Here is a 22,372-nt window from a genome sequence, read left to right as displayed (position 1 = left end):
TCAGTCCTTCTCCCGGGTCAGGAACCGCTGGACGAGCGACACGGTCAGGACGAGTACGAAGAAGATCAGCGAGATGGCCGCCGCGTAGGCGGTCTGCTGCTGGTCGTAGCCGGTGCGCACCGCCTGGAAGACGACGGTGGTGGTGGAGTCGAGCGGGCCGCCCTGGGTCATCACCCTGATCTGGGTGAAGAGGCTGAACGCCGCGATCGTGATGGTGACGAGCACGAAGGTGCGCGTGGAGCGCAGTCCCGGCCAGGTGACGTGGCGGAAGCGCTGCCAGGTGGTGGTTCCGTCGAGTTCCGCGGCCTCGTACAGTTCGGCGGGGATGGTCTGCAGGCCGGCCAGCCAGATGATCATGTGGAAGCCGACGCCCTGCCACACCGACATGAGGATGATGGCGGGCATCGCGGTGGCCGGGTCGCCCAGCCAGTCCGGGCCCTGGAAGTGGCCGAGGGTGAGCGTCTGGATGACGTGGTTGACCAGGCCGTCCTTCCGGTAGAGGAAGGTCCACAGGAGGGACACCACGACCATCGAGGTGACGACCGGCAGGAAGTAGACGGTGCGGAAGAAGTTGATGCCCCGCACCTTCGCGTTGACCAGCAGGGCCAGGACCAGGGCGAGGCCGGCCTGGAGCGGGACGACGACCACGGCGAAGTACACCGTGTTGCGCAGGGACTTGTAGAAGACGGGGTCTTGGAAGAGCTGGGTGAAGTTCCTCAGGCCGACGAAGCGGGCCGGGGTGGGCGAGATGAGTCTCGCGTCGGTGAAGGCCAGGGCGAAGGCGAGGGCGACCGGTACGACGAGGAAGACGATCAGCAGCACGACGGCCGGGGTGGCCATGCCGAGGGCGGTGAGGCTCTCACGGCGACGGGCGTTGTTCGTGCGGGTTCGCCGGACCGGACGCAGCCGCTTGGGGGCTGCGGTCTTGGTGGTCACGGTATCTCCAGGGAGCCGGTCCGGTTCGGGCGGTGCGGTCGGGGGCCCGAACCGGACCGGGGCGGTCAGCCTGCGTAGTTGTTGTTCGTCTTCAGGTTGTTGTCGATGTTCTTCGCGGCCTGCCCGAGGGCGTTCTTCGGGTCGGCGCCGGCGAGGATGTCCTGGGCCGCCTTCTGGAACTCGGTGGAGATGTAGGGGTAGGCCGGGGTGGCGGGGCGGACCGTCGCGTACTTCTGGGCGAACTGGACGAGCACGGCGAACTCTCCGCCCGGCTGGTAGTCCTTGATCTGCGTCGCGGCCTCGTTGGTGGCGGGGATGGTGCTGGTCGCCTTGGCGTAATCGACGAAGTATTTGGTCTGGCGGGAGAACTTCAGCCACTCCTGCGCGCCCTCCTTGTTGGAGCAGGTGGAGCTCATGGCCCACTGCCAGGAGGCGCCGCCGATCCTGGGGCCCTTGCCGAAGTCGACGGGCGGGATGATCGCCAGGTCGTCGCCGAGCTTCTCGGCGTTCTTGGTGGCGTTCCAGCTGCCGTCCCACTGGATGGCGCTCTTGCCGGCCAGGAAGTCCTTGTTGGGGTCGGCACCGGACTTCTTCGCCATGTACCCCTTGGTCACCAGCGACTGGAACCAGTTGCCCCACTGCACGGACTCCTCGCCGTCCAGGGTGCCGGAGGCGGTCTTGTAGCCGTTGCGGTCGATCAGGTCACCGCCGAAGCTCTGCAGCTGCGGGGAGTACGCGTACGGCCACCACTCGCCGCTGCCGCCGGTGCCCATTTCCAGCGGGTAGGCGAACTTGCCGCTCTTCTTCAGCTTGGCCAGGCCGGCGTCGAACTCGTCCTTGGTCCAGGGCTTGTCCATGGTGGGGATGCGGATGCCGTGCTCGTTCAGGACGGACTTGCGGGCGAAGAAGGCCAGGGCGACGTCGTAGAAACCGAAGGAGTAGAGCTTGTCCTGATAGGTGCCCACGGTGCTGGCGAGCTGGTCCTCGACCGGGACCTGGCCGCCGGTGACGTCGATGGGAGCGAGGTAGCCGCCCCAGGCCCAGTTCGCCACGTTGGGGCCGTCCACGTCGAGCAGACAGGGCAGCTTGCGCGCCGAGGCGGCGGCCACGACGGAGTTGTTGTAGTCGGTCTGCGGGAACGACTGCAGCTCGACCTTGTACTTGCCCTGGGAGCCGTTGAAGTCCTTGATGATCTTCTTGACGACATCCAGCTCGGCCGAGTTGCCGGCGTTGTGCGTCCACAGCGTCAGCGTGTCACCGCTGGCCCCGGACGAGCTCCCGCCGGTTCCGGACGCGCATCCGGCGACGAGCGCGGTGGCCGCCGCGGCGGCTACACTCGCAAAGGCGAGGCGCCTGGTTCTGAACACCACGAGGTTCCTCCATCTCACGGAGGCGGGTCTTGCAGGACCCGCCCTGGGCGACCGGTTGCGTCGGTCGCTGTTCTTGGTGGCCGTCCCGCCGCCCGCTTCGGAATCGCCGTTGCGGTCGGCGGGACGGCTGTCTTCGGGTGCCGGTGTCACTCCCCGGCGGGAGCGCCGAGGGAGGCACGCTCCCGCAGCGGCATGGGCACGCGGTGTACGGCCGTCTCGAGCGGCCCGTCGCGGAGGATCAGCTCCACGGCGAGGCGGCCGAGCCGGTAGTGCGGCAGCTTCAGCGTGGTGAGCGCCGGCCGCAGCACGGAGGCGATGTCCTGGTCGTCGAACGAGATCACCGACACGTCGCCGGGCACCGACAGCCCGGCCTCGCCGAGTGCCTGGTAGGCGCCGAAGGACACCCGGTCGGCCAGGCACACCAGGGCGCGCGGCCGGGTCCCCGCCGCCAGCAGGGCGGACACCTCGCGGTAGCCGTCCAGCGTGTCCCAGTCGCACTCGATGACGCCGTCCAGGTGGGCGCCGTTCTCGCGCAGCACTTCTTCCAGGCCGCGCATGCGCTCGTTGCCGGCGATGATCCCCTCGGGGGTGGCGGGGACGGCCTGGTGGCCGCCGATCGCCCAGACGCCCTCGGTGTGACCGGCCGCGAGCAGGGCGCGGGCCGCGTCCCGCCCGGCCTCCAGTTCGTCCGGGACGACGGACGGCGCGTCGAAGCCCGGGGCCAGGCAGTTCAGCAGCACCACGCGGCGCCCGAACAGCTCCTTGGGGGGAGTGACGTACCGGGTGAACATGGTCGCGTAGATCACCGCGTCGACCTGGCGGTCCAGCAGCGCGTGCACCAGCGAGGACTCGGCCGCGCGGTCGCCGCCTGCCTCGGTGATGAACAGCAGGTGGTCGCGCTCGCGGGCGGCCTCCATGGCGCCGCGGATGACGTCGCCGGCGAACGGCGTGGTGGTGATCCGGTCCGAGACGAACCCGATGGTCTGCGTGGACTTCGTCCGCAGGCTGCGCGCGGTGACGTTCGGACGGTAGCCGAGGTGTCTGGCCGCTTCCAGGACCCGTTCCCGGGAGGCGTCGGAGATGCGCATGTCGGTGCGGCCGGACAGGGCGAACGACGCGGTCGTCGGCGATACGCCCGCTTCGCGGGCGACGTCGGCCATGGTCACGCGGCGTTCGGACATCGGTGGATCAGCTCCGCTCGGCTAAATCGGATTAGCAGGATGCGATGAGAGTGCTTCACCCGTCATGCGCTGTCAACACCCCGGACATCTCGCCTGCGTAACGGTGACTTTATGTGATGGTTTGAGCATCTCTAGGTAGCGCGAAGTCGAAATTCGTATGCGTTAGCTCTTGCTTTAGCGGCGACGGCGCCCGAACCATGCCGACCCATCACCTAAATCGAATTGGCAGGCCGTCAGATCGCCGTCTGTCACGCAGCCCAGGAGGCAGCATGAGAAGAAGAACCGCCCTGAGGGTCGTATCCGCCGCGGTCGGCGGTGCCGTCGCACCGCTGTCGTTCGCCCCCGCCTTCGCCGCCGCCGGCGGCGGCCGGCCGGGTCCTCAAGAGCCCATCGCCCGCTGGGACTTCGACGAGCGATCCGGCCCGGTCGCCCGCGAGGCGGTCTCCGGATCGGCCACCCCGGTGGACTACGTCTTCAACGACGCCCGCTACAAGCCCGACAGCGGTCCGGTCCGCCGCCGTGGGGTCCGCGGCCGGGCCCTGTACTTCGACGGCTACTCCACCGCCGTCACGGCCGAGGGACCCGGCAGGCTCGACCTCGCCGCCGGCGTGACCGTCGACGTCTGGATCGCCCCGTACGCCTACGAGCACGGCATCGACGGCAAGCCCCAGGCCCTGGTCAACCAGCACGACCCGGGCGCCAGGACGGGCTTCCTGCTCGGTCTGCGCCGCTTCGGCCGGATCGCCTTCCAGCTGGGCTTCGGCACCGACATGATCGAGGTCAAGGGCGCCGAGGACCGGGCGGCGGCCAAGGGCCGGTGGAGCCACGTCGCCGCCACCTACGACCCCTCCGCCCACCAGCTGCGCCTCTACCTCGACGGCTGCCTGATCGGCACCGCCGCCACCCCCGACAAGGCCCCCGAGCCGGCGCCCGGCGAACCCCTCCTCATCGGGAAGCACAACCGCCCGACGCTGCTCAACGGCGAGTTCCAGGCCAACATGTACATGGGCCTGATGGACAGCCTCGCCATCCGCCCGGGTGCCCTGGACGACGCGACCGCCCGGCGCGAGCACGCCGAGACGATCGCCGCACTGCCCGGCCACCACGTACCCCGCCCGGACCTGACCCCCCACAGGTCCCGCTTCGACGGCGACCGGCACCGTCCCCAGTTCCACATGCTGCCGCCCTGGCACTGGATGAACGAACCGCACGCACCCGTGTACTTCAAGGGCAAGTACCACATCTTCTACCAGCACGACCCGCTCGGACCCTTCTGGGGCCAGATCCACTGGGGACACGCCGTCAGCACCGACATGGTGCACTGGCGCGACCTCCCCATCGCCCTCGCCCCCGCCGCGGACTCGGCCGGCCCGGACGGCATCTGGTCGGGATCCGCCTGCGTCGACGGCGACCGCGGACCGGTCCTCTTCTTCACCGGCGGCGACGACCGGCTGCCCCACCGCCAGCGCACCGGACTCGCCGTGTCCACCTACCAGGCCGACGGCGACACCGACCTGCCCACCTGGACGATGCGCCCCCAGCCGGTCACCGAAGCCCCGGCGCACCTGCCGGCCGGCCCGGGAACCGCGTGGGCGGAGAACTTCCGCGACCCGTTCGTCTGGGAGGAGGACGGCGTCTGGTACCAGCTCGTCGGCAGCGGCATCGTCGACTACGAAGGCGCGCAGATCACCCGCAAGCACGGCGGAACCGCGCTCCTCTACACCGCCCGCCGGCCCGAAGGACCCTGGACCTACCAGGGCCCGCTGCACCGGAACGACCTCGCCACGGTGCCGGAGCCCGGTGAGGTGTGGGAGCTGCCGGTGCTCCTCCCGCTCCCCGGCCCCCGGGGCCGGCGCACCGGCAAGCACATCCTGCTGATCTGTCCGTGGTGGGAGGGGTTCAACCCGAACGCCGTCAAGCACACGTACTACTGGATCGGCACCTTCGACAAGCGCGCCCACCGCTTCGTGCCCGACCACGACGAGCCCCGCGAGTTCGACTTCGGCGAGCACTTCACCGGCCCGTCCGGCTTCGTCACCCCCGACGGCCGCTCCGTGGTCTTCAGCATCACCCAGGACCGCCGCACCGAGCAGCAGCACGCCCAGTCCGGCTGGGCGCACAACGCCGGCATGCCCGTGTCCGTCTCCCTGCGCCCGGACGGCACGCTCGGCATCGAACCGATCGCCGAGGCCACCGGCCTGCGGGGCGCGCGGCTGGCCCGCATCCGGCAGACGTCGGTGGCGGAAGCCAACCGGCGGCTCGCCGGGGTCACGGGGGACCTGCTGGACGTCAGCGCCGTCATCGAGCCGCGCGGCGCCAGGACGATCACCCTGGCGGTCCGGGCCAGCGCCGACGGAACCGAAGAGACCCTGCTGACCTACGACACGTCCGAGCGGCGCTTCCTGATCGACCGCGGCCGCTCCAGCCTCGACCCGGACGTCCGCAAGGGCGTCCACGGCGGCAGCGTGGACCTCGACGGCGGCCGCCTCGCGCTCAGGGTCCTGCTCGACCGGTCGATGCTGGAGGCGTACGTCAACGGCACCAACAGCATCACCAGCCGTGTCTACCCCACCCGCGAGGACGCCACCGGTCTGCGCCTGACCAGCGACGGCGGACCGGCCCACGTGGTGTCCCTGGACGTCTGGCGCATGAACGGCGCCTACGACACGCCGGCCGCGCCCGCCGCGTACGACCCGCCGCGACCGGCGAACGTCGACGCACTGCCCAACCACGACTTCGCCACCGGCGACCTCACCGGATGGACCGTCGTGTCCGGCACGACCTTCAGTGACGCCAACGTGACCACCCGGACCGACTGGGGCTGGGGCGGGCCCTTCTACCAGGCCGAGACCGAGAACGACCCGACCGGTCACCACCTGTGGGGCTTCAACCCCTCCGGAGGCGGCGACGGCGCCACCGGCGTCCTGCGCTCCGCCACCGTCGTCCTCGGCGGGGACGGCCTGGTCGACCTGCTCGTGTCCGGCGGCGACGACCCCGACCGCCTCTACGCGGCCGCCGTCCGCGCCGACGACGGCAAGGTGCTGGCCAAGGCCACGGGCCGCAGCACGGAGCAGTACCGCCGCGTCGTCCTCGACCTCTCCGCCCACATCGGCGACCGGATCTACGTCGAGGTCGTCGACCGGGCCGACGGAGGCTGGGGCCACATCAACGTCGCCGACGTCAACGTCCCCGTCCGGCGCTCCTGACCCCGCGGCCCACCACCCCCTACGGGCCGGCCCCGGGCTGTGCCGAGCCGAGGGCCGGCGTCCACTCCGCCCGATCAAACCACCCCACAACGACGGAGGTTCGCATGCGAACCCGTGCACCATCCAGAACGGCGACCAGCCGCGGTCTCCTGCGGCTGCTGCTCGCCCTCGCGATATGCCTCGGTCTGACATCACCCCTGATGACACAGACCGCCAGCGCGACCGAGACCACCCTGTCCAACCCCGGCTTCGAGACCGGCGACCTCACCGGCTGGACCACCACCGGAACCGCGTTCAACGGAGCCGTCACCGACGACCCCGGCTGGGGCTGGGGCTGCTGCTTCAACCAGCAGGGCTCCCACCACCTGTGGGGCTTCGCCGGCGGCGGTGACGCCGCCACCGGGACGGTGACGTCCGAGCCGTTCACCCTGACGGGCACCGGCATGGTCAGCGTCCTGGTCTCCGGCGGCCGTAACGAGAGCGATCTCTACGCCGCTCTGACCACCCTGGACGGAACCGTCCTGCACAAGGCCACCGGAACGGACGACGAGGCGTACCGCCGCGTCACCTGGGACGCCCGCGAGCACCTCGGCGAGCAGCTGCGGATCACGGTCGTCGACAAGGCCACCGGGGGATGGGGCCACGTCAACCTCGACGACGTCCGCGTCGGCACCGACCCCGCCCCCGATCCCTCCCAGCGGGGACTCGCCGCACACTGGGACTTCACCGAAGGCCAGGGCACCACGACCCGGGAAAAGGTCAGCCAGGCCGCCGACCCGATCAGCTACGTCTTCACCGACGCGCAGTACAAGCCCGACAGCGACCCGCTGTGGCGACCGAAGGACGAAGCCGACGGCGTGCTCTCCGGCGCCCTGCTGTTCGACGGCTACTCCACCTGGGTCACCCGCGCCGCGGCGCAGACGCAGCTGCCGACCGACGGCATGAGCGTCGAGGCGTGGGTCGCACCGCGCGCGTTCGAGTGGGGAGACGACGGCAAGCCGTCCGTCGTCGTCAACCAGCAGGACAAGGCAGCCAAGCGGGGCTTCTCCCTCGGCGTCGGCAGGCACGGCAGGTGGCAGTTCGGCATCGGAACCGGCGACGCGTGGTACGAGGTGACCGTCCCGAAGCCGGCGGCCCTGGCCGCGGGCACGTGGGCACACCTGTCGGCCGTCTTCGCCCCGAGCGAGGGCGCGATCACGCTCTTCCTCAACGGCGAGCAGGTCGCCCGGACCGCCATCCCCACCCACGCCCGCCTGGCCAAGGCCGACGTTCCCCTGATCATCGGACGCCACAACCAGCCCGCCATCATCAACGGCACCTTCGCCGTCAACATGTTCAACGGCCTCATCGACGAGGTGAAGATCCACAACAGCGCCCTCACCCCGGCGTCCGTCACGGCCGGCCACCAGAAGGACGTGCAGACCTTCACCGGGGGCGCCACGCCCGAGGCGCGGATGGAGATGGACCGTTCCCGCTACGACGGCGACCGCTACCGCCCCGGCTACCACTTCACCGCCCCGAACCACTGGATGAACGAACCCCACGCCCCCATCCAGTACAAGGGCAAGTACCACCTCTTCTACCAGCACAACTCCCACGGCCCCTACTGGCACAACATCGCCTGGGGACACGCGGTGAGCGAGGACCTGGTCCACTGGCGCGACCTGCCCGTCGCCCTCGCACCCACCGAGGACAGCGTGGCTCCCGACGGAGTCTGGTCCGGCGACGCGGCCTACGACGAGAACGGCGTGCCCGTCCTGCTGTTCACGGCCGGCAACGACGCCCAGCGCCCCAACCAGGCCACCGGCCTCGCCCGCCCCGTCGACCCGGCCGACAGCGACCTGGCCGAGTGGAAGATGCACCCCACCCTCGTCACCAGCCAGACCGCCGACCTGAACGTCGGCGCCGGACGCAAGGTCCGCTTCGGCGACTTCCGCGACCCCTTCGTCTGGAAGGAGGGAGACACCTGGTTCCAGCTGATGGGCTCCGGCGTCCAGACCACCTCGGGCACCGACATCGGCGGCACCGCCCTGCTCTACACCTCCAAGAACCTCACCGACTGGACCTACTCCGGACCCCTCATGGTCGGCGACGTGGCGGCCCACCCCAAGACCGGCCAGGTCTGGGAACTGCCCACCTTCCTGCCCATCGGCAAGGACGCCCAGGGCCGCGAGCGCCGGGCCCTGCTGATCAACCCGGCCTTCCCGGCCGGTCCCGGCGAGTACAGCAGCAAGTACGTCTACTACTGGGTCGGCACCTGGGACGCCCAGGCTCGCCGCTGGACCCCCGACACCACCGAGCCCCGGCTCATGGACTACGGCGACCACTTCACCGGCCCCAGCGGAACGGTGGACGACAAGGGACGGTCCCTCGTCTTCAGCATCGCCCAGGACCGGCGCACCGAACGCGCCCACTACGACGCCGGATGGGCCCACAACGCCGGCCTCCCCATCGAGCTGTCCATGCGGCCCGACGGAGACCTCGGCTTCCGCCCCGTGGAGGAGGTCTCCCGCCTCCACACCGGCGAGCCGCTCCTGAACATCAGCGAACCCACCTCCCTCGCCGACGCCAACACCCGCTTGTCCGGCATCAAGGGGGACATGCTCCACGTCAAGCTGACCCTGGAGCGAGGCAGCGCCGGCACGTTCGGCCTCGACGTGCTCCGCAGCCCCGGAGACGAGGAACGGACCCGCATCTTCTACGACGCCCCGGCGGGACAGCTCGGCGTCGACCGGACCCGGTCCGGGAACAACTCCAGCGCCGAGCCCGGCTTCGGCGTCCACAAGGGCCCGCTGCCCCTCTCCGACGGAACCCTGACCCTCGACGTGTTCCTCGACCGCTCGATGATCGAGGCGTACGCGAACAACCACAAGTCCCTCACCACCCGCGCCTACCCCTTCCGCCAGGACTCCCTCGGCCTGCGCCTCTTCGGCGACGGCAGCACCGTCAAGTCCATGACCGTCTGGAAGATGGGAACCATGACCCAGTGACCGACTAGCCTCACCGTGTCCACGGGCTGCTCAGCAGCTCCGGGCACCCACGACGCCCGGTTCCCCGGCCTCGCCGGGGGACCGGGCCGTTGCCGTCGGCCCGACCGCGTACGACTACTCCCGTCTGCTCCCCACACACACGGGGACGGTCCCGTCCCCGGCATCGCGACGCCCTGCTCGCGCCGCTGCGTCCCGCGCCCGCGGCGGCCACACGTGGGGCGGCCGCGGGCCGGCGGAGCCACGTACGCGAAGACGCCTCCGAAAGGCACGGTGGGGGCACGCTGCCTCAGTGTCAGCGGGAGGCTGCCGCGGAGGGTGTGGGCTGGTCGGTGTCGCCGTGCCAGGTGGGCCAGCCGAGGAGGCGGGGGTGTTCGGTGACCCAGGCGCGGGTGTCCTGGCCGATCTCCTGGTCGATGAGGGCTTTGGTCGTGGCTACCGCGGCGGCGACGCACGCAACCCGCCGCTGTCGGCTCCCGTCACCGGCGACCTGGCACGCCTTTCACCAGTGCAGGCCGTCCGGGTCGACTGCAGTCGCTACTGCCGTTCGCTCGATCCCCAACCTTCTGGTCAGCCCTGCCCTGCGCGAGCGGGCAGGGGGCGCGCCGGTGCTCCAGGAGGTAGGCCCTTGGTCGGCAGGAGCGCCTGCAGGCTCTGCTCGGTGCCGTGCGAGGGCCGCCGCGTCGAGGAACGGCAGGGGGGCGCACGGTTATTGACGCGCTGGAGAGGTGCGTGCTGCACTGGCCCGGCACGCCGATGTTTACGTTCCCATTCGGTAGGGGCCGAGACAGACGGGACACCGTACGCGGTCCATGTCGCTCGCCGGGCGACTCGGCGTGCCCCCCCGCTTTTCTGCTCATCGAAGGAGTTTCGTCGTGTCCTCTCCCGACATCCCTCTTGGCCGCAGAGGGTTCATCGCGGCGGCAGCCCTGACCGCGGGCGCGGTCGCGCTCCCCGGTGGCATCCTGGCGCCGGCGGCCGCGGCCGCCGTGCCGCCCCAGGTGGCGTTGCCGCAGCGCGGCATGTACGACACCGTGCCGGCGTGGGCGTGGACGGACGGTTTCGTCACCGGCAACGGCGAGTACGGCGCGGTACTCCACGGGTCGCCACAGCTGGAAAAGATCATCCTGAACCACCACCGTTTCGTCCTGCCCAACGGAACCCGTGACGTGAAGCCGCCCGTGATCGCGGACCGTCTGGAGGGCGTGCGGGACCGGGCGCTGGCCGGTGACTACTGGGGTGCGGCAGGGGAGTTCGCGGAGGGCTGGGACCTCCGCTGGACGCAGACGTTCCACCCGGGGTACGAGCTGCAGCTGAGCACGCCGGGCGCGACCACCTCCAACGACTACGCGAGGGTCACCGACTTCCGTACCGGCGAGGTCACGCACTCCTGGTCCGACAGTGCCGGTGTCTGGCGGCGGCGGGTCTTCGTCTCGCGCGCCGACAAGGTCGTCGTCCACGAGCTGCTGCCCGCCCCCGGGAGGACGGTCGACACGACGGTCACGGTCAACACCGCACTGGAGGGCGTCCCCGGAAACGTCGGCTTCACGACCAGCGCCTCCGTCTCCGGCGGCCAGGGCTACCTCACTCTGCGCGCCACGTATCCCTCAGGGCAGGGGGCTTTCGGCTACGAGGGCGTCACGAGGGTCGTGGTCACGGGGGGCGGGGCCCAGGTGTCCGCCGCCGGTGGGGCGCTCGTCGTCTCGCGGGCCGCCAAGGTGGTGCTGCTGACCAAGCTCGGCCGCTACGAGAAGGCGGGTGACTGGAACGCCAAGCCGCTGCATGCCGCACTGGGCGCGCTCTCCGCCGACTACGCCACCCTGCTCGGGCGCCACGCACCACTCCACCAGGCCATGTTCGACGGATCCAGCCTCGACCTCGGCGTCTCCGCGGCCGACCGGCTGCTCTCCACCTCGGAGCTCACGACACGGCAGAACAACGACCGGTGGACGGTCGACATCGCGCTGCTCGAGCGGATGTACGACAGTGGGCGATACCTCTTCGTCAGTTCCAGCGGCGTCCTGCCCCCGCGACTGACAGGAGTGTGGGCCGGCAGCTGGAACGGAGCGTGGGCCGACGACTTCACCACGGACGCCAACGTCAACCTCCAGGTCGCCGGCGGCAACATCCTGAGCCACGGCACAGCCATGCAGGGGTTCTTCGACCTGGTCCTGGGACAGCTCGACGACTGGCGCACGAACGCCGCCCACCTGTACGGCGCACGAGGGTTCCTGGCGCCGTCCCGCACCGACGGCGAACACGGCCACATGCTCCACTTCAACGGCGGTGACTTCCCCGGCCAGTGCTGGACCGGGGGCGCCGACTGGATGCTGTACCCGCTTCTCGAGTACTACCAGGTGACCGGAGACGCCGCGTTCCTCCGGGACAAGCTCGGACCGGCGCTCATGGAGCTCGCCCTGTTCTACGAGGACTTCCTCACCCGGACCGAATCGAGCGGCAAGGTGGTCTTCGTCCCGTCGTTCTCGATGGAGAACTCCCCCTCCAACACCGGCCACATGCTCTCCACCAACGCCACCGGCGACATCATGGCGGGCCGTCACGCCCTTCAGGCCGCCATCGACGCGGCGAACACGCTGAACGTGGAGCAGGGCAGTGGCCAGGGTGTGGCCCGTTGGACCGCCCTCCTCGCCAAACTGCCCGACTACACCGTCAACGGCGACGGCGCGCTGGCCGAGTGGTCCTGGCCCGGCCTCCACGACCGCTACAACCACCGGCACGCCCAGCACCTCTACGGGGCCTGGCCCCTGCACGAGATCAATCCGGAGGAGAAGCCCGACCTGGTGTTCAGCGCGCGCAAGGCGCTCAGGATCCGCGGCGACGAGAACTACGCGGCCCACGGCAGTCTTCACCGCGCGCTGGCCTGGAGCCGCCTGAAGGACGGCGCGGGCGTATACGACAACATCCGCAAGGTCCTGGGCAGCAACATGGTCTTCCGCTCCCTGGTCACCTCCCACAACCCTGACCTGCACACCTACAACAGCGACGCCGCCAACGCCCTGCCCGCGATCATCGCCGAAGCACTTCTCTACACCCGGCCGGGTCTGCTGGAGATCCTTCCGGCGCTGCCCGACCAGCTGGCGAAGGGAACGATCCGGGGTGTCCGGGGGCGCAACCGGGTCCTCGTCGAGAGTCTCACCTGGGACACCGCGGCCCACACCGCCACCGTCACCCTCGTCTCCGACATCAGCCAGAGCCTCGACTTCGTCTGCCGCCGTGGCATCACCTCGCTGTCCACCACGGCGCCGGTGGAGTCCTCCCCGCTCGGGGACCACGTCCGGAAGCTCACCCTCACCGCGGGAACCCGCACCCAGATCACCGTCGGCATGCTCACCGGCACCTACCGCGTCGTGAACCGGGCCAGCGGCAAGGTGCTCGATGTGGCGAACGAATCCACGGGCAACGGAGCTCCGGTCATCCAGTGGACGTGGTCGGGCCGAGCCAACCAGCAGTGGCGGCTGCGGCCGAACTACGACGGATCGTTCCGCCTCTCCAACGTCCACAGCGGCAAGGTTCTCGACAACCCCGGTGCTTCCACGGCCCCCGGTCAGGCGCTGGACCAGTGGACGGACACCGACAGCCCCAACCAGTGGTGGAAGCTGGTGCCCTCCGCGACGAGCGGCCACTACCACCTGGTCAACGGATCCAGCGGCCTGTACGCGGGCGTGGCGAACGGCTCGACAGAAGCCGGCACCGGAATCGTGCAGCTCCCCGCCGACGGAACGGCCGGTCAGGAATGGACGATCGTCCCCCTCTGACCGCGACGCCGCCGACGCGCGCCTCCTCCTGAGAGAGGGGCAGCGGGAGTGGCGCCCGTAAGCCGGGCGGGACGGACGTACAGGATCTCGACCGCCCCGGCCGGCGACGCGAGCGTCCCTCCCCGTCGCTCGGCAAGCCACGAGACCGCGTCCATCGTCCTCGGGCAGCTCGACGAGACGGCACGGCGGGAGACCCGGGCTCCGGTGAACAGCGACGAGATTCGTCCGGCCGCCGAGCGGTCGGCGGCCGCGGTCCGGACGCGGAACGGGAACTGGCCTGGGCCCGGCGGGCGGACCGGGACGGGGAGACCGGGCAGGGGGTGGCGGCAGTGCTGGAGGGGCGGGTCAGAATTCCGGTCTGGAGGGGGTGGGTCGGGCATCTGGCCCGTGGGGTCAGACTTCGCCCCGCGGGGCCGGATTTCTGCCCCGGATGTGAAGGCTGAACTGCAGGTTCGCGAGCTCCCGCTCAGTCTGTCCGCTCAGTTCTCCCGCCCGGACACCGAGAACTCCGTCCGTCCGTCCCCTCAGGTAGAGGGGGGAGGGACGGACGAGGGCGCGGACCTGCCCCCATCCTGGCCGCTCCGTTCGAAGGGCCGGTTCGCACCAGTGCAGGCGCCGTGGTCTCCGCGCCGTATCACCGCCTTGCCCGCCACCCCCTCGCTCGCCCTGCCGCCGGGGGAGGCGCGGCTCAGCGTCGCACGGGAGAAGGCCCGTCGGGTGATGGCCGTGTGCACCGAGTGCGGCAAGCCCCCGGAGGCGGCCAGCGAATGGCGCGCCGAGTGCGCCGGCTGGACGCTGGGCCCGTCGTGCGGGCGGTGCGAGGTCAAGTCGCTCCGTGCCCGCACCGGCGGTGAGGCCCACTGGGCTGCCGCCGGCGAGCCCGCCGTGCCCTACTCCGGATCGAAGCCCCAGCCCTCGCCGCTAGCCACCACCAGGCTCACTACCGCCGGTCAGGGCCCTGGGAGCTGAGCCGTGGATTGCCGGCGTCCGTCAGGTCCGGAGGAGAGGTGCGAGGTCGAACGTCAGCCAACACCGAGTCGTGTGGATCTTGGGAATGGCACCGGACGCCCCTCAGACCTCGGAGGGAATCTTGATGCCGCGAACGGCCGGGTACCGCTCCATCCGGGCCTTGAGTCCCTGCCGACGCCTGGTCTTTGCCGTCATGACGTACGCGGACGTCCCGAAGGCTCCGATCATCAGCAGGTCGAGATCGCCCCGTGCGAACAGCACGTCGTGGAACGGCGCGAGCGTCTCGGCTCCGCCGCCTACCGCCTTCGGGACCGCCGCGGCGGTCCGGTCGGCCGCGTCCGCGAGCGCCGCCCGAGCCCGTAGTCGTCGAGGACCTGCATGTGGTGCAGGGCGCCGCCCTCGGCTGGGGTGCCAGGGCGGTCGCAGAGTGGGCGCCACACGATGGGGGCGAGGTGCTCGTCGTCAGTAGCGGTCGGCTGCGATGAGGGGCCGTAGTAATGGCCGGGGATCGGGCTGTGCGGGTCGCCGAAGAAGCCGTGGCGTGGGTTCCTGTTGTTGTAGGCACGGGTGTCGTCGACGAGGGTTCGCAGGTTGTGGGCGGGGTTCGATGTATCGCAGCGTCCGGTGTGGACGCACAGGGCGAGGACGCCGGCGGTGGCGGGCGAGCCGAAGCTGGTGCCGATGTTGACGCTGTGGTGGAAGGGCAGCGGGGCGGCGGCTTCCATGCACACTCCGGGGGCGGCGACGGTGTGCCGTTGGTCGGCGGAGGAGCGGGCGAAGTTGCTGAACTCCAGGGCAGCGAGGTCGTCCGCCTCGCCGAAGAAGCCTTCGTCCACGCCGTAGCAGACCGGCGGCTTCTCCGTTCCGCCCGGTTTCCCGTCGTAGTCGGCCATCGCGGTGGCCGTGAGCACCTCGTCGTATGCCGCGGGGGTGACCCGGGCGAGGTCGGCGCGGTCGTTGCCGGCGGCGGCGACCGGTGTGATGCCTCGGGCGACGAGGTTGCAGACGGCCAGGTGGGCGGCGTCCTGGTCGACCGTGCCGCAGGCGTTGTCGTCCAGGTCCGAGAGCGGGGCGTCGACGGGGTCGGAGCTGAAGCTCATGTTGGCGATGACGATGTCGTTGTCCGGGTCGGCGTCGGTGCGGGTGGCCACGAGCCAGTCCATGGCGCACATGAACGACGCGTCGGAGATGAAGCCCGTGTCGTCGGCGACCTTGACCGACCACAGCGGCGTGCCCGGCGCGATCCCGACCAGTCCCTGGTCGTCGTCGCGGGCGCCGATGATCCCGGCGGCCGGTGTGCCGTGGATGCTCGGGTCTTCCAGGCTGAGGCCGGGTACGACGGGGCTGCCGCTGAGGCAGTCGACGCCGCGGCGTACGTTCGGCCACATCTCCCAGTTCGCTCACCTGCATCGGGAAGCGAAACGAACCGCAGACAGGCTCCTCATGGGTCAGATTCCCACGATGTGGGAGGTCGGCAGCGAACTGACCAGCGTACTCAAGTTGCGCGAGGGAGAAGTCGCCGCCGGGCACGGCTTGCTGTGGACCATCGGTCCGTGCTGGGTGAGTGGTTGTCGGGGGGACTGTGGTCGTGCTTGGCCCGGGGGCGCTGGTTTGGCCGGGCATGCTGTCCTCGCGGGAGGGATCGCGTAACCGGTTCGCGTGGTGTGTTTCCGGCCGCGTACGTTCCGTCCATGACCAGGACAACGCCGGCGAGACCGGTCGCCGTGGAGGCCGTGTTCCCGGAGCTGGCGGCATACCGAGGGCGGACGACCCGCCTGCACCCGCGGCCGGGGCGGCCCGGGCGGCACGACAGCCATGTCGGCGGGCCGTTGCTGTGGCCCAGCGACGAGCCGTGGCCGGTCTGCAGCGAGTCGCACCAGCCGGAGACCGAGGGGTACGCGCCAGAGGAGATCCGCGCCGCCCGGGCCGGCGTGTGGCCTCGGAGCCGCGCGTGGCTCGGCGCCGGCAGCCTGGGGGAGGGCGGGCCGACCCCCTTCGTGGGGCTTGCCCAGTTCTTCGGCCGGGACGTCCCCGGCCTTGCCGCCGGTCCCGGCGGCGCTGACCTGGTGCAGCTCTTCCGCTGCCCGCGCACCCACGGGCCGCACCTCGAGCGCCGATACCTCCTGCGGTGGAGGCTGGCCGCGCGGACGGAGCGAGCGGACCGCTTCCTGGCTGCCGCGCCTGAAGTGCCGTTGCTGCGGTGGGAGGACGAACTCCCCGAACCCTGTGTCGTGCACCCTGAGGAGGTGGACACGTATCCGTGGGCGGAGGACGACACCTTGCCCGCGGCTCTGATCGCCCGCATCGACGCCTGGGACGATGCCCAGACGGCTGAAGGCGGCCGCGACGCACCTGACTACCAGGGCGCTCTCTCGATCCCGCCCGGCTGGCGGGTCGGCGGCTTTCCCAGCTGGGCGTCCACGGGCCCGATGGACATCGCCTGCGCGTCCTGCAGGGCCCCGATGCGGCTCCTGCTGACGGCCGGGGGCGACGAGATGGACCCCGACTCGCACAGCTGGATGCCGCTGGAAGACCGCGATCCGTCCCTGCAGGGGATGGCCTCGATCAGGGGCGGCCAGTCCGTCGCCCAGCCCACGCGGCTCCGCTTCGGCCGTGACCGAGACCTGCACGTCTTCACCTGCCCGGCCGACCCGGGGCACCCGCCCCAGTGGGTGCTCTCCTGATCCGTTCCAGGGGCGCCAGTGCCGGCGGGGAGAACCGCTGGTCGGAGAGTCTGCTCCCCACGCCCGTAGGGATAGCCCCGCCGGTTGCTCCGATGGCCGCGGCGGCTTCTGTTCCCCGCGGCCGTGGGGATGGGCCCGATCGCCTCCCGCCCCCGCTGGGACCGCCCGGCGAACAGCAAGGCGTGCTTCGGCTTCTACGGCGACGGCACCGGACCGGTTGTGCGGGAGGTCCGCAGGTAGGTGTTGAGGTGGCGGAGGTGTGTGGGAGGCGCGGCGTGGACCGCGGTGAGGATCTCGGGGGGTAGCGCGACCGGTGGTTCGAGCCGTTCGAGGGCCTCGTGTGCCTGGTTGCGGGCACGGGTGGCGATGGGGTCGGTGTCGAGGAAGTACGGCAGGCGCATTCCGTACTCGGCGGCCGTCTCGACCTCGTCGGACACGAACAGGTCGATGGACTCCTCGACCGTCATCGTTTCGATGGGGCCGCGCACCGGGGCGAAGGGAGCCAGGAGTTCGGGCAGGGGGCCTGGGTTCAGGATGGTGTCGGCCAGGTGGCGGGCGATGACGGGCGAGCTGTGGAATCCGTCGCGGTAGGTGCCGGTCGCCGCGTACAGGCCGTCGATTCCGGTCGGGCCCAGGAGCGGGAAGCGGTCCAGGGGGACGGGGCGGCCGGCGTAGTGCCAGCCCTGGACGGACGACATGCCGAGGCGGGTGTCGAACTGTTCGGTGGCGAAGCGCAGCAGGAACTGGGTGACGCCGAGGCGTGGGCCGGGGGGTGGGTCGAAACAGACGACGTTGGTCGCCCCGAGGTACTCCACGCCACCGCCCAGGGGCACCAGGTGCATGCCGCACGCACCGGAGCGGGTGGGGGTGCGGATCACCCGGTCGAAGCCGGGCCCCGTGTGGCGCAGGGTGCGCACGGCGCATCCCGTGCCGTGCAGCATCGGCGGGGTCCGGTCGGGGAGCAGCTGATCGAGGAGGGGACCGGAGGCTGTGCCTGCGGCCACGACCACGGCCCCCGCGGCGATCTCGGTGCCGTCGTCCAGGCGCATGCCGGTGCACCGGCCGTGGGCGGCCAGCAGGTGGGTGGTGCGACCGTCGGTGACGGTGACCCCCAGACGGCGGCCGGCGTCTTCCAGCGCCTGGAGGACGGCGCGGGCGTCGACGGCACCCTCGCGTTCCAGGTACAGGGCGCGGACAGGGCGTTCGTGGGGCACGGGCCGCAGGCCGGGGATGTCGGCGGCCTGGACTTCTTGGTGCGGTTCCGCGTGCTCCTTCAACGCCTCCTGGACCGCGTCGAAGTTCCGTACGGCGGTCGCGGTGGCCTGGGCGCCCAGCACCACGAACGTGCCCGGCGAGACCGCGGAGGGTCCCTTCCCGTCGCCGTCGCCGAGGGCGGCGAGCCAGTCGGGCCAGGCGTCCAGTGCCGTCCGTGCCATCGCGAACTTGGCGCGGGAGGCCGGATGGCGGTGCGTGGTGTCGGTGACCTCGGCGAAGCAGTTGAGCATCGCCCCGGCCGCGGTCGTCGCCCCGCCCGGCCGTGAGGCCGGGCCGACCACCACCACCCGGAGCCCTGGGGCGCGGCGTTTCAGTTCCACCGCGAGCGACAAGCCGAGGACACCATTGCCCGCCACCGCGACATCCGCCTTCATTCGCCGCACCACACCAGACCCTTCCCGTCGTCCGTGTCGCGGAAGCCTCCCCCGCAACGGCCCCGCTCACGCGGAGCGGACTCCCGATCAGCGATCGCGCGGCGCATGCCGCCGCCGTCTCGGGCGCCATCACGGGCGATGTGCACCGCCGTCCTGCCGGTCCGCCACTTCCCTGCCCGCCAGGAGCCCGTCCGTGCCTCGTATCGGCTACGGATCACCGTCGCCGCCCTGTGCTGCGCGAACATCTCAGACCCGCGCGCTGCCCACCGCCCTGAAGCCGCTGCGCTCCAGCCAGACCCAGCAGATCCTCAGCACCCGCATGCCCGCATGGGCATGGGCATGGGCATCCTGATCCTTTGCACCCGGCGCACCCTGCGCGACGCTCCTCGACGCCGACGTTTCCACCGTCTGCTTTCCGCGCTCGCACGGGACTGGATGCTCGGGTTGATCGTGCGGGCTGTCGGTCGTTCGGGATGCCGGTGGTCCCTGGCCTTGGCCTTGGTTGTGGTTGTGGTCGTGTTGCGTAGGGCCGTTTGCCGGCGGGGGGCTCGCCACCGTACTCACCATTCCGGCGGGGCACTCGCCATGAAACAGTCGTTTGGGTCGTCGCCCGCGTCGCTGTCAGGTGAAGTTGCTTGGGAGGAGGCCGCTGTCGGGCAGAACTGCCGCTCAGGGAGCCTGCTCCCCTCGCTGGTGGGGATGGTCCCGGTCTGCCCTGTCCGTGATTCTGGGACGGGGCTGACCGCCTGCCTCACTGCGGGAGTCGCCCGCCCCTGATCTTCGGCCTGGGGCTTCGTGCCCTGCCCTGATCGCGGCGGCCACAATGCATCGTGACGGGCGTCGGCCCGGACGTTCTCGCAGGGCGGGACTACGGCTCGTACACCACAGCGGTTCCATAGGCCACGAGATCGAATTCCGTGCTGACGGCATGGTGGCTCTGAGCCCGGATCAGCCGGACCCCCACCACCTCGTGGGCTCCACGCTCGTGCGCCACCCTGCTGAGAGTCGAGAACGCCTCGGCGACGCTCACGCTGTAGTCGCTCCACACGACGAATGTGTCACGGACCCGATCGGGTTGCCGAAAGGCCTCGACAGTGCTCAACGGCACAGGGAAGTTGCGCTCTCTCGACATGGGGCCAAGTCTCGCTCCCGTTTCCGGAAAGACCCTAGGATCGAACTGGCCACATCGCCGTGCGCTTCCCAGCCTTCGGGATTGCCGCCCACAACTCGGAGGCCGAAACAACACGCTGGTCATGGTTGCCATCGCGGCGGTGCCGGTCCGCGCAGCCGGTAGTGCGGCCCCGTCGAAAGGGACACTGGGGAGCAGGCTGCCGGAGAAGAACTGGAGATTTTGAAGCGCCTTCTGCGGTGCCTGCGGGTGGATCAGGGCCTCAGCGTGAGAGGCCTGGCTCGGCGCGCCAGGCTCGGGCCTATGACAACGAGCCAGGCGCTCAACGGGGGGGGTGTACTGAGCGAAGCCGCGCTCGTTTCCTCGGCGCACGGTAGCGCGCGGTTCTGTCGGTCGGGCCCGGTCCCTCACACGCGGGATGGTCTGTAGCGCTGCGGCCGGGATGATTCACCGTGATCGGAAGGCGGCTCGTGGGACGAGAGTGCGCGGAACGGCTGGTATTACTGGGGCATGCAGGAAGAGACCGCACGCTCCGCGATCGACACGTTCATCTCCGCGTTCAACGCCTCGGACGACAGCTATGTGACGGACCTGCTCTCCCAGGCCCTGACCTCGGACGTGGTCTTCTGGGGGCCGTTGGGCCGCAGCGAAGGAATCGAGGCGGTCGAGCGCTTCGTGCTCGACCTCCGGCGACACCCGGCGGGGACCGGAACGATGGTGCGCTGCTCAGCGGTGGACATGCCTGACGAGTGGGCCCGGTACCGGTGGGTCTTCACCACGCCTGATGGAGGCCCCCGGCTGGCGGGAACGGACGTCGTCCATCTGCGGCGGAGCCTCATCGACCAGGTCATCGTCTTCGCGGGGGAGATCGAGCCGTCCGCCCCCTGAGTTGTCCTTCTGACGCTGTCCTTCTCCTGGCGCCTGCTTCCCGCCCGCGCGAGGGTGACCCCGGCGACGGCACCAGCACGGCGAGCGGCCTCGTGTGCGCGCCCCGCTCCCGCGGGGGATGGGCTCGGTCTACCGGCGTTCGTCTTCGGGTGTGGGTGGTGAAGTCGGGTTCTGGCGGTGGGGTGGTGGTTCTTCGGTCGCTTGAGTCGCTGCTGTCAGCGGCTGCGGTGAGTACGGGGACGGCCATCGTGGTTGCTCACCACCGTGCTCACCCGGTTGCGGGTGTCCCTTCGACGGCGGTCGGTCTCGGCACCTCGCTTCTTGAGCCGCTCCCCTCCGATCTCGGTGACCTTGTCGACCCAGGCGAACAGTCCACGGAACGGCACCCACTCCAGCACGTCCCCCTCTCGTTGTGTCGGGATCTGATGCTGCCCGGGTCTGATGGCCGGCGGAGCGAGGATGGACGACGTTCCTGCTCGTCTCGGCCGGCGGCCAGGCTGTCGGCGGCTACGGCCTGCCCGCCCAGGAGCACGACTGCCGCCCCGAATCTCGACCGCCTCGCCCGCGAGCTCACCCTGATCCGCAAGCGCCTGCGCGACGGGGCCGCACCACCAAGGGCGAGCAAGGCGGCTACGCGTACGGCGCACCTCGCTCCGGGCAGCAGACCGTCGACGGCATGCTCGTCGACCACGAAGACGAGAAGGAGATCGAGAACCTGATCTCGAAGTGGCACGACGGAGGAGGGCCTGGGCGTCCACGCCGTCTGCCGCCGGCTCAACGTGCGCGAGCTGCCGTCGAAGCGCGGCGGGAAGTGGCAGCCGACCACCGTCGCCCGGATCATCGACGGCGCCGCCCGCGAGACCACGAGTCCGTTCCACCTTCGGCAGGGCGCAGAAGAAGGAGGAGACCCGCCGCACCCGCGCGTCGAAGATCCTCGGTTCCACCGTCCAACCAGCCGCGCCCGGGGAGCACAGGTGACGGCCTATGAAACGTCCTGGGTGGGGGGGATCGGTTTACACCCGCGGCCGCCTGCGGTTCTCCGCCTGAGCCGGCAAGGCAAGCACCGCACGGTCCTCCCGCCATGCGCGCCAGCGCTCCGCCTCGTTGCGATCGACAAACCGTCCGCGTCCCTGATCGGTTGACGGGGCCGCAGGTCGCGCACGAGGTCGGAGTCCTCCCCGGTCAGCTCGGTTCCCTACGGATGCCCGTGCAGAACGGCGCGTACCGCTTCCTTGGCGGCCGTCTTCGACGGGTACGGGCGATACCGGATCCAGAACACGGCAACGATTGACTCCCGGTCGGTCGGATTGCACTCCTTCTCACGATGGCCTGGCATCTGGCATCTGGCATCTGGCTTCCGGCGAGCGCTGCGTCAGGCGACACCGGCAGCGCCGGGTGGCCGCACGGGGCGGCGGGCCTCCCGCCGGCACCCTGTCCGTGAATCGCGGGCCGTGGGTTCGGAGTGACGCGGCCAGCGCGCGGCCGCCGCAACCCCGAGCTGCCTAGGCGATGTCTTCAAACGATCTTGCCTGGTGGATCATGGTGAGGTGATACGTCGCCATGAACTGTCAGATGCCGAGTGGGAGTTCGTCCGGCC

Annotated in this window: 15 protein-coding genes; 7 read left to right on the top strand and 8 right to left on the bottom strand. The window is 70.6% G+C overall.

The genetic code is table 11. The features are described from left to right. The 3 genes from ABZ621_RS31405 to ABZ621_RS31395 form a co-directional block, all read right to left on the bottom strand. A complete protein-coding gene (locus ABZ621_RS31405; RefSeq protein WP_360609835.1) occupies window positions 1-936 on the bottom strand; it encodes a sugar ABC transporter permease in 936 nt (311 codons plus the stop codon). Window positions 937-1,001: 65 nt separating this feature from the next. Then, a complete protein-coding gene (locus tag ABZ621_RS31400; RefSeq protein WP_360609834.1) occupies window positions 1,002-2,303 on the bottom strand; it encodes a sugar ABC transporter substrate-binding protein in 1,302 nt (433 codons plus the stop codon). Between the two features lie 149 nt (window positions 2,304-2,452). Next, window positions 2,453-3,487, bottom strand: coding sequence for a LacI family DNA-binding transcriptional regulator (locus tag ABZ621_RS31395; RefSeq protein ID WP_360609833.1), 1,035 nt, complete (start codon window positions 3,485-3,487; stop codon window positions 2,453-2,455). 269 nt (window positions 3,488-3,756) lie between these two features. Here ABZ621_RS31395 and ABZ621_RS31390 point away from each other — a divergent pair, with 269 nt between their 5' ends. The 4 genes from ABZ621_RS31390 to ABZ621_RS31375 all read left to right on the top strand — a co-directional run bounded on the left by ABZ621_RS31390 (window position 3,757) and on the right by ABZ621_RS31375 (window position 14,425). Next, window positions 3,757-6,693, top strand: a complete 2,937-nt coding sequence (locus ABZ621_RS31390) for a GH32 C-terminal domain-containing protein (protein ID WP_360609832.1) — start codon at window positions 3,757-3,759, stop codon at window positions 6,691-6,693. Between the two features lie 200 nt (window positions 6,694-6,893). Next, window positions 6,894-9,683: a GH32 C-terminal domain-containing protein gene (locus ABZ621_RS31385; RefSeq protein WP_360609831.1), complete on the top strand. Its 2,790-nt coding sequence runs from the start codon at window positions 6,894-6,896 to the stop codon at window positions 9,681-9,683. A gap of 872 nt (window positions 9,684-10,555) precedes the next feature. Beyond that, window positions 10,556-13,456, top strand: a complete 2,901-nt coding sequence (locus tag ABZ621_RS31380) for an RICIN domain-containing protein (RefSeq protein WP_360609830.1) — start codon at window positions 10,556-10,558, stop codon at window positions 13,454-13,456. Window positions 13,457-14,098: 642 nt separating this feature from the next. After that, window positions 14,099-14,425, top strand: coding sequence for a hypothetical protein (locus tag ABZ621_RS31375; RefSeq protein WP_360609829.1), 327 nt, complete (start codon window positions 14,099-14,101; stop codon window positions 14,423-14,425). Window positions 14,426-14,527: 102 nt separating this feature from the next. Here the strand turns inward: ABZ621_RS31375 and ABZ621_RS31370 are convergent, their stop codons facing one another. Together ABZ621_RS31370 and ABZ621_RS31365 are read right to left on the bottom strand one after the other, a co-directional pair. Beyond that, window positions 14,528-14,686, bottom strand: coding sequence for a hypothetical protein (locus tag ABZ621_RS31370; RefSeq protein WP_360609828.1), 159 nt, complete (start codon window positions 14,684-14,686; stop codon window positions 14,528-14,530). A 35-nt stretch (window positions 14,687-14,721) separates the two neighbouring features. Then, the gene (locus ABZ621_RS31365) at window positions 14,722-15,813 is read right to left on the bottom strand and encodes a S8 family serine peptidase (protein WP_360609827.1); all 1,092 of its coding nucleotides are present in this window, start codon (window positions 15,811-15,813) and stop codon (window positions 14,722-14,724) included. 303 nt (window positions 15,814-16,116) lie between these two features. Here ABZ621_RS31365 and ABZ621_RS31360 point away from each other — a divergent pair, with 303 nt between their 5' ends. After that, complete coding sequence (locus ABZ621_RS31360; protein WP_360609826.1) at window positions 16,117-17,109, top strand: hypothetical protein; 993 nt, start codon at window positions 16,117-16,119, stop codon at window positions 17,107-17,109. A 194-nt stretch (window positions 17,110-17,303) separates the two neighbouring features. Here the strand turns inward: ABZ621_RS31360 and ABZ621_RS31355 are convergent, their stop codons facing one another. Next, the gene (locus ABZ621_RS31355; RefSeq protein ID WP_360609825.1) at window positions 17,304-18,758 is read right to left on the bottom strand and encodes an FAD-dependent oxidoreductase; all 1,455 of its coding nucleotides are present in this window, start codon (window positions 18,756-18,758) and stop codon (window positions 17,304-17,306) included. Window positions 18,759-19,626: 868 nt separating this feature from the next. Beyond that, window positions 19,627-19,860, bottom strand: coding sequence for a heavy metal-binding domain-containing protein (locus tag ABZ621_RS31350; RefSeq protein WP_360609824.1), 234 nt, complete (start codon window positions 19,858-19,860; stop codon window positions 19,627-19,629). Window positions 19,861-20,397: 537 nt separating this feature from the next. On the opposite strand from ABZ621_RS31350, the gene ABZ621_RS31345 reads away from it, so the two are divergent. Beyond that, window positions 20,398-20,775 carry a nuclear transport factor 2 family protein gene (locus tag ABZ621_RS31345; protein ID WP_360609823.1) on the top strand — a complete coding sequence of 126 codons (378 nt, stop codon included), beginning with the start codon at window positions 20,398-20,400 and terminating at the stop codon, window positions 20,773-20,775. Window positions 20,776-20,990: 215 nt separating this feature from the next. Here ABZ621_RS31345 and ABZ621_RS31340 read toward each other — a convergent pair whose 3' ends face one another. After that, entirely contained in the window at window positions 20,991-21,173 is a 183-nt protein-coding gene (locus ABZ621_RS31340; RefSeq protein ID WP_360609822.1) for a hypothetical protein, read from the bottom strand. Between the two features lie 348 nt (window positions 21,174-21,521). Between ABZ621_RS31340 and ABZ621_RS31335 the strand changes: the two genes are divergently transcribed. Further along, window positions 21,522-21,917 carry a hypothetical protein gene (locus tag ABZ621_RS31335; RefSeq protein ID WP_360609933.1) on the top strand — a complete coding sequence of 132 codons (396 nt, stop codon included), beginning with the start codon at window positions 21,522-21,524 and terminating at the stop codon, window positions 21,915-21,917. Window positions 21,918-22,372: the final 455 nt, after the last annotated feature.

The sequence above is a fragment of the Streptomyces sp. NPDC007863 genome (genome assembly GCF_040633895.1).
Lineage (GTDB): Bacteria > Actinomycetota > Actinomycetes > Streptomycetales > Streptomycetaceae > Streptomyces.
The sequence above is the reverse complement of the archived record's forward strand: the minus strand, read 5'-3'. Positions and strand labels throughout refer to the sequence as shown.

What these genes read in the sequence shown, in the direction of transcription:
- ABZ621_RS31395 (WP_360609833.1), bottom strand. Translation starts at nt 3,487, where the DNA reads ATGTCCGAACGCCGCGTGACCATGGCCGACGTCGCCCGCGAAGCGGGC.
- ABZ621_RS31390 (WP_360609832.1), top strand. Translation starts at nt 3,757, where the DNA reads ATGAGAAGAAGAACCGCCCTGAGGGTCGTATCCGCCGCGGTCGGCGGT.
- ABZ621_RS31385 (WP_360609831.1), top strand. Translation starts at nt 6,894, where the DNA reads ATGACACAGACCGCCAGCGCGACCGAGACCACCCTGTCCAACCCCGGC.
- ABZ621_RS31365 (WP_360609827.1), bottom strand. Translation starts at nt 15,813, where the DNA reads ATGTGGCCGAACGTACGCCGCGGCGTCGACTGCCTCAGCGGCAGCCCC.
- ABZ621_RS31360 (WP_360609826.1), top strand. Translation starts at nt 16,117, where the DNA reads ATGACCAGGACAACGCCGGCGAGACCGGTCGCCGTGGAGGCCGTGTTC.
- ABZ621_RS31355 (WP_360609825.1), bottom strand. Translation starts at nt 18,758, where the DNA reads ATGAAGGCGGATGTCGCGGTGGCGGGCAATGGTGTCCTCGGCTTGTCG.
- ABZ621_RS31345 (WP_360609823.1), top strand. Translation starts at nt 20,398, where the DNA reads ATGCAGGAAGAGACCGCACGCTCCGCGATCGACACGTTCATCTCCGCG.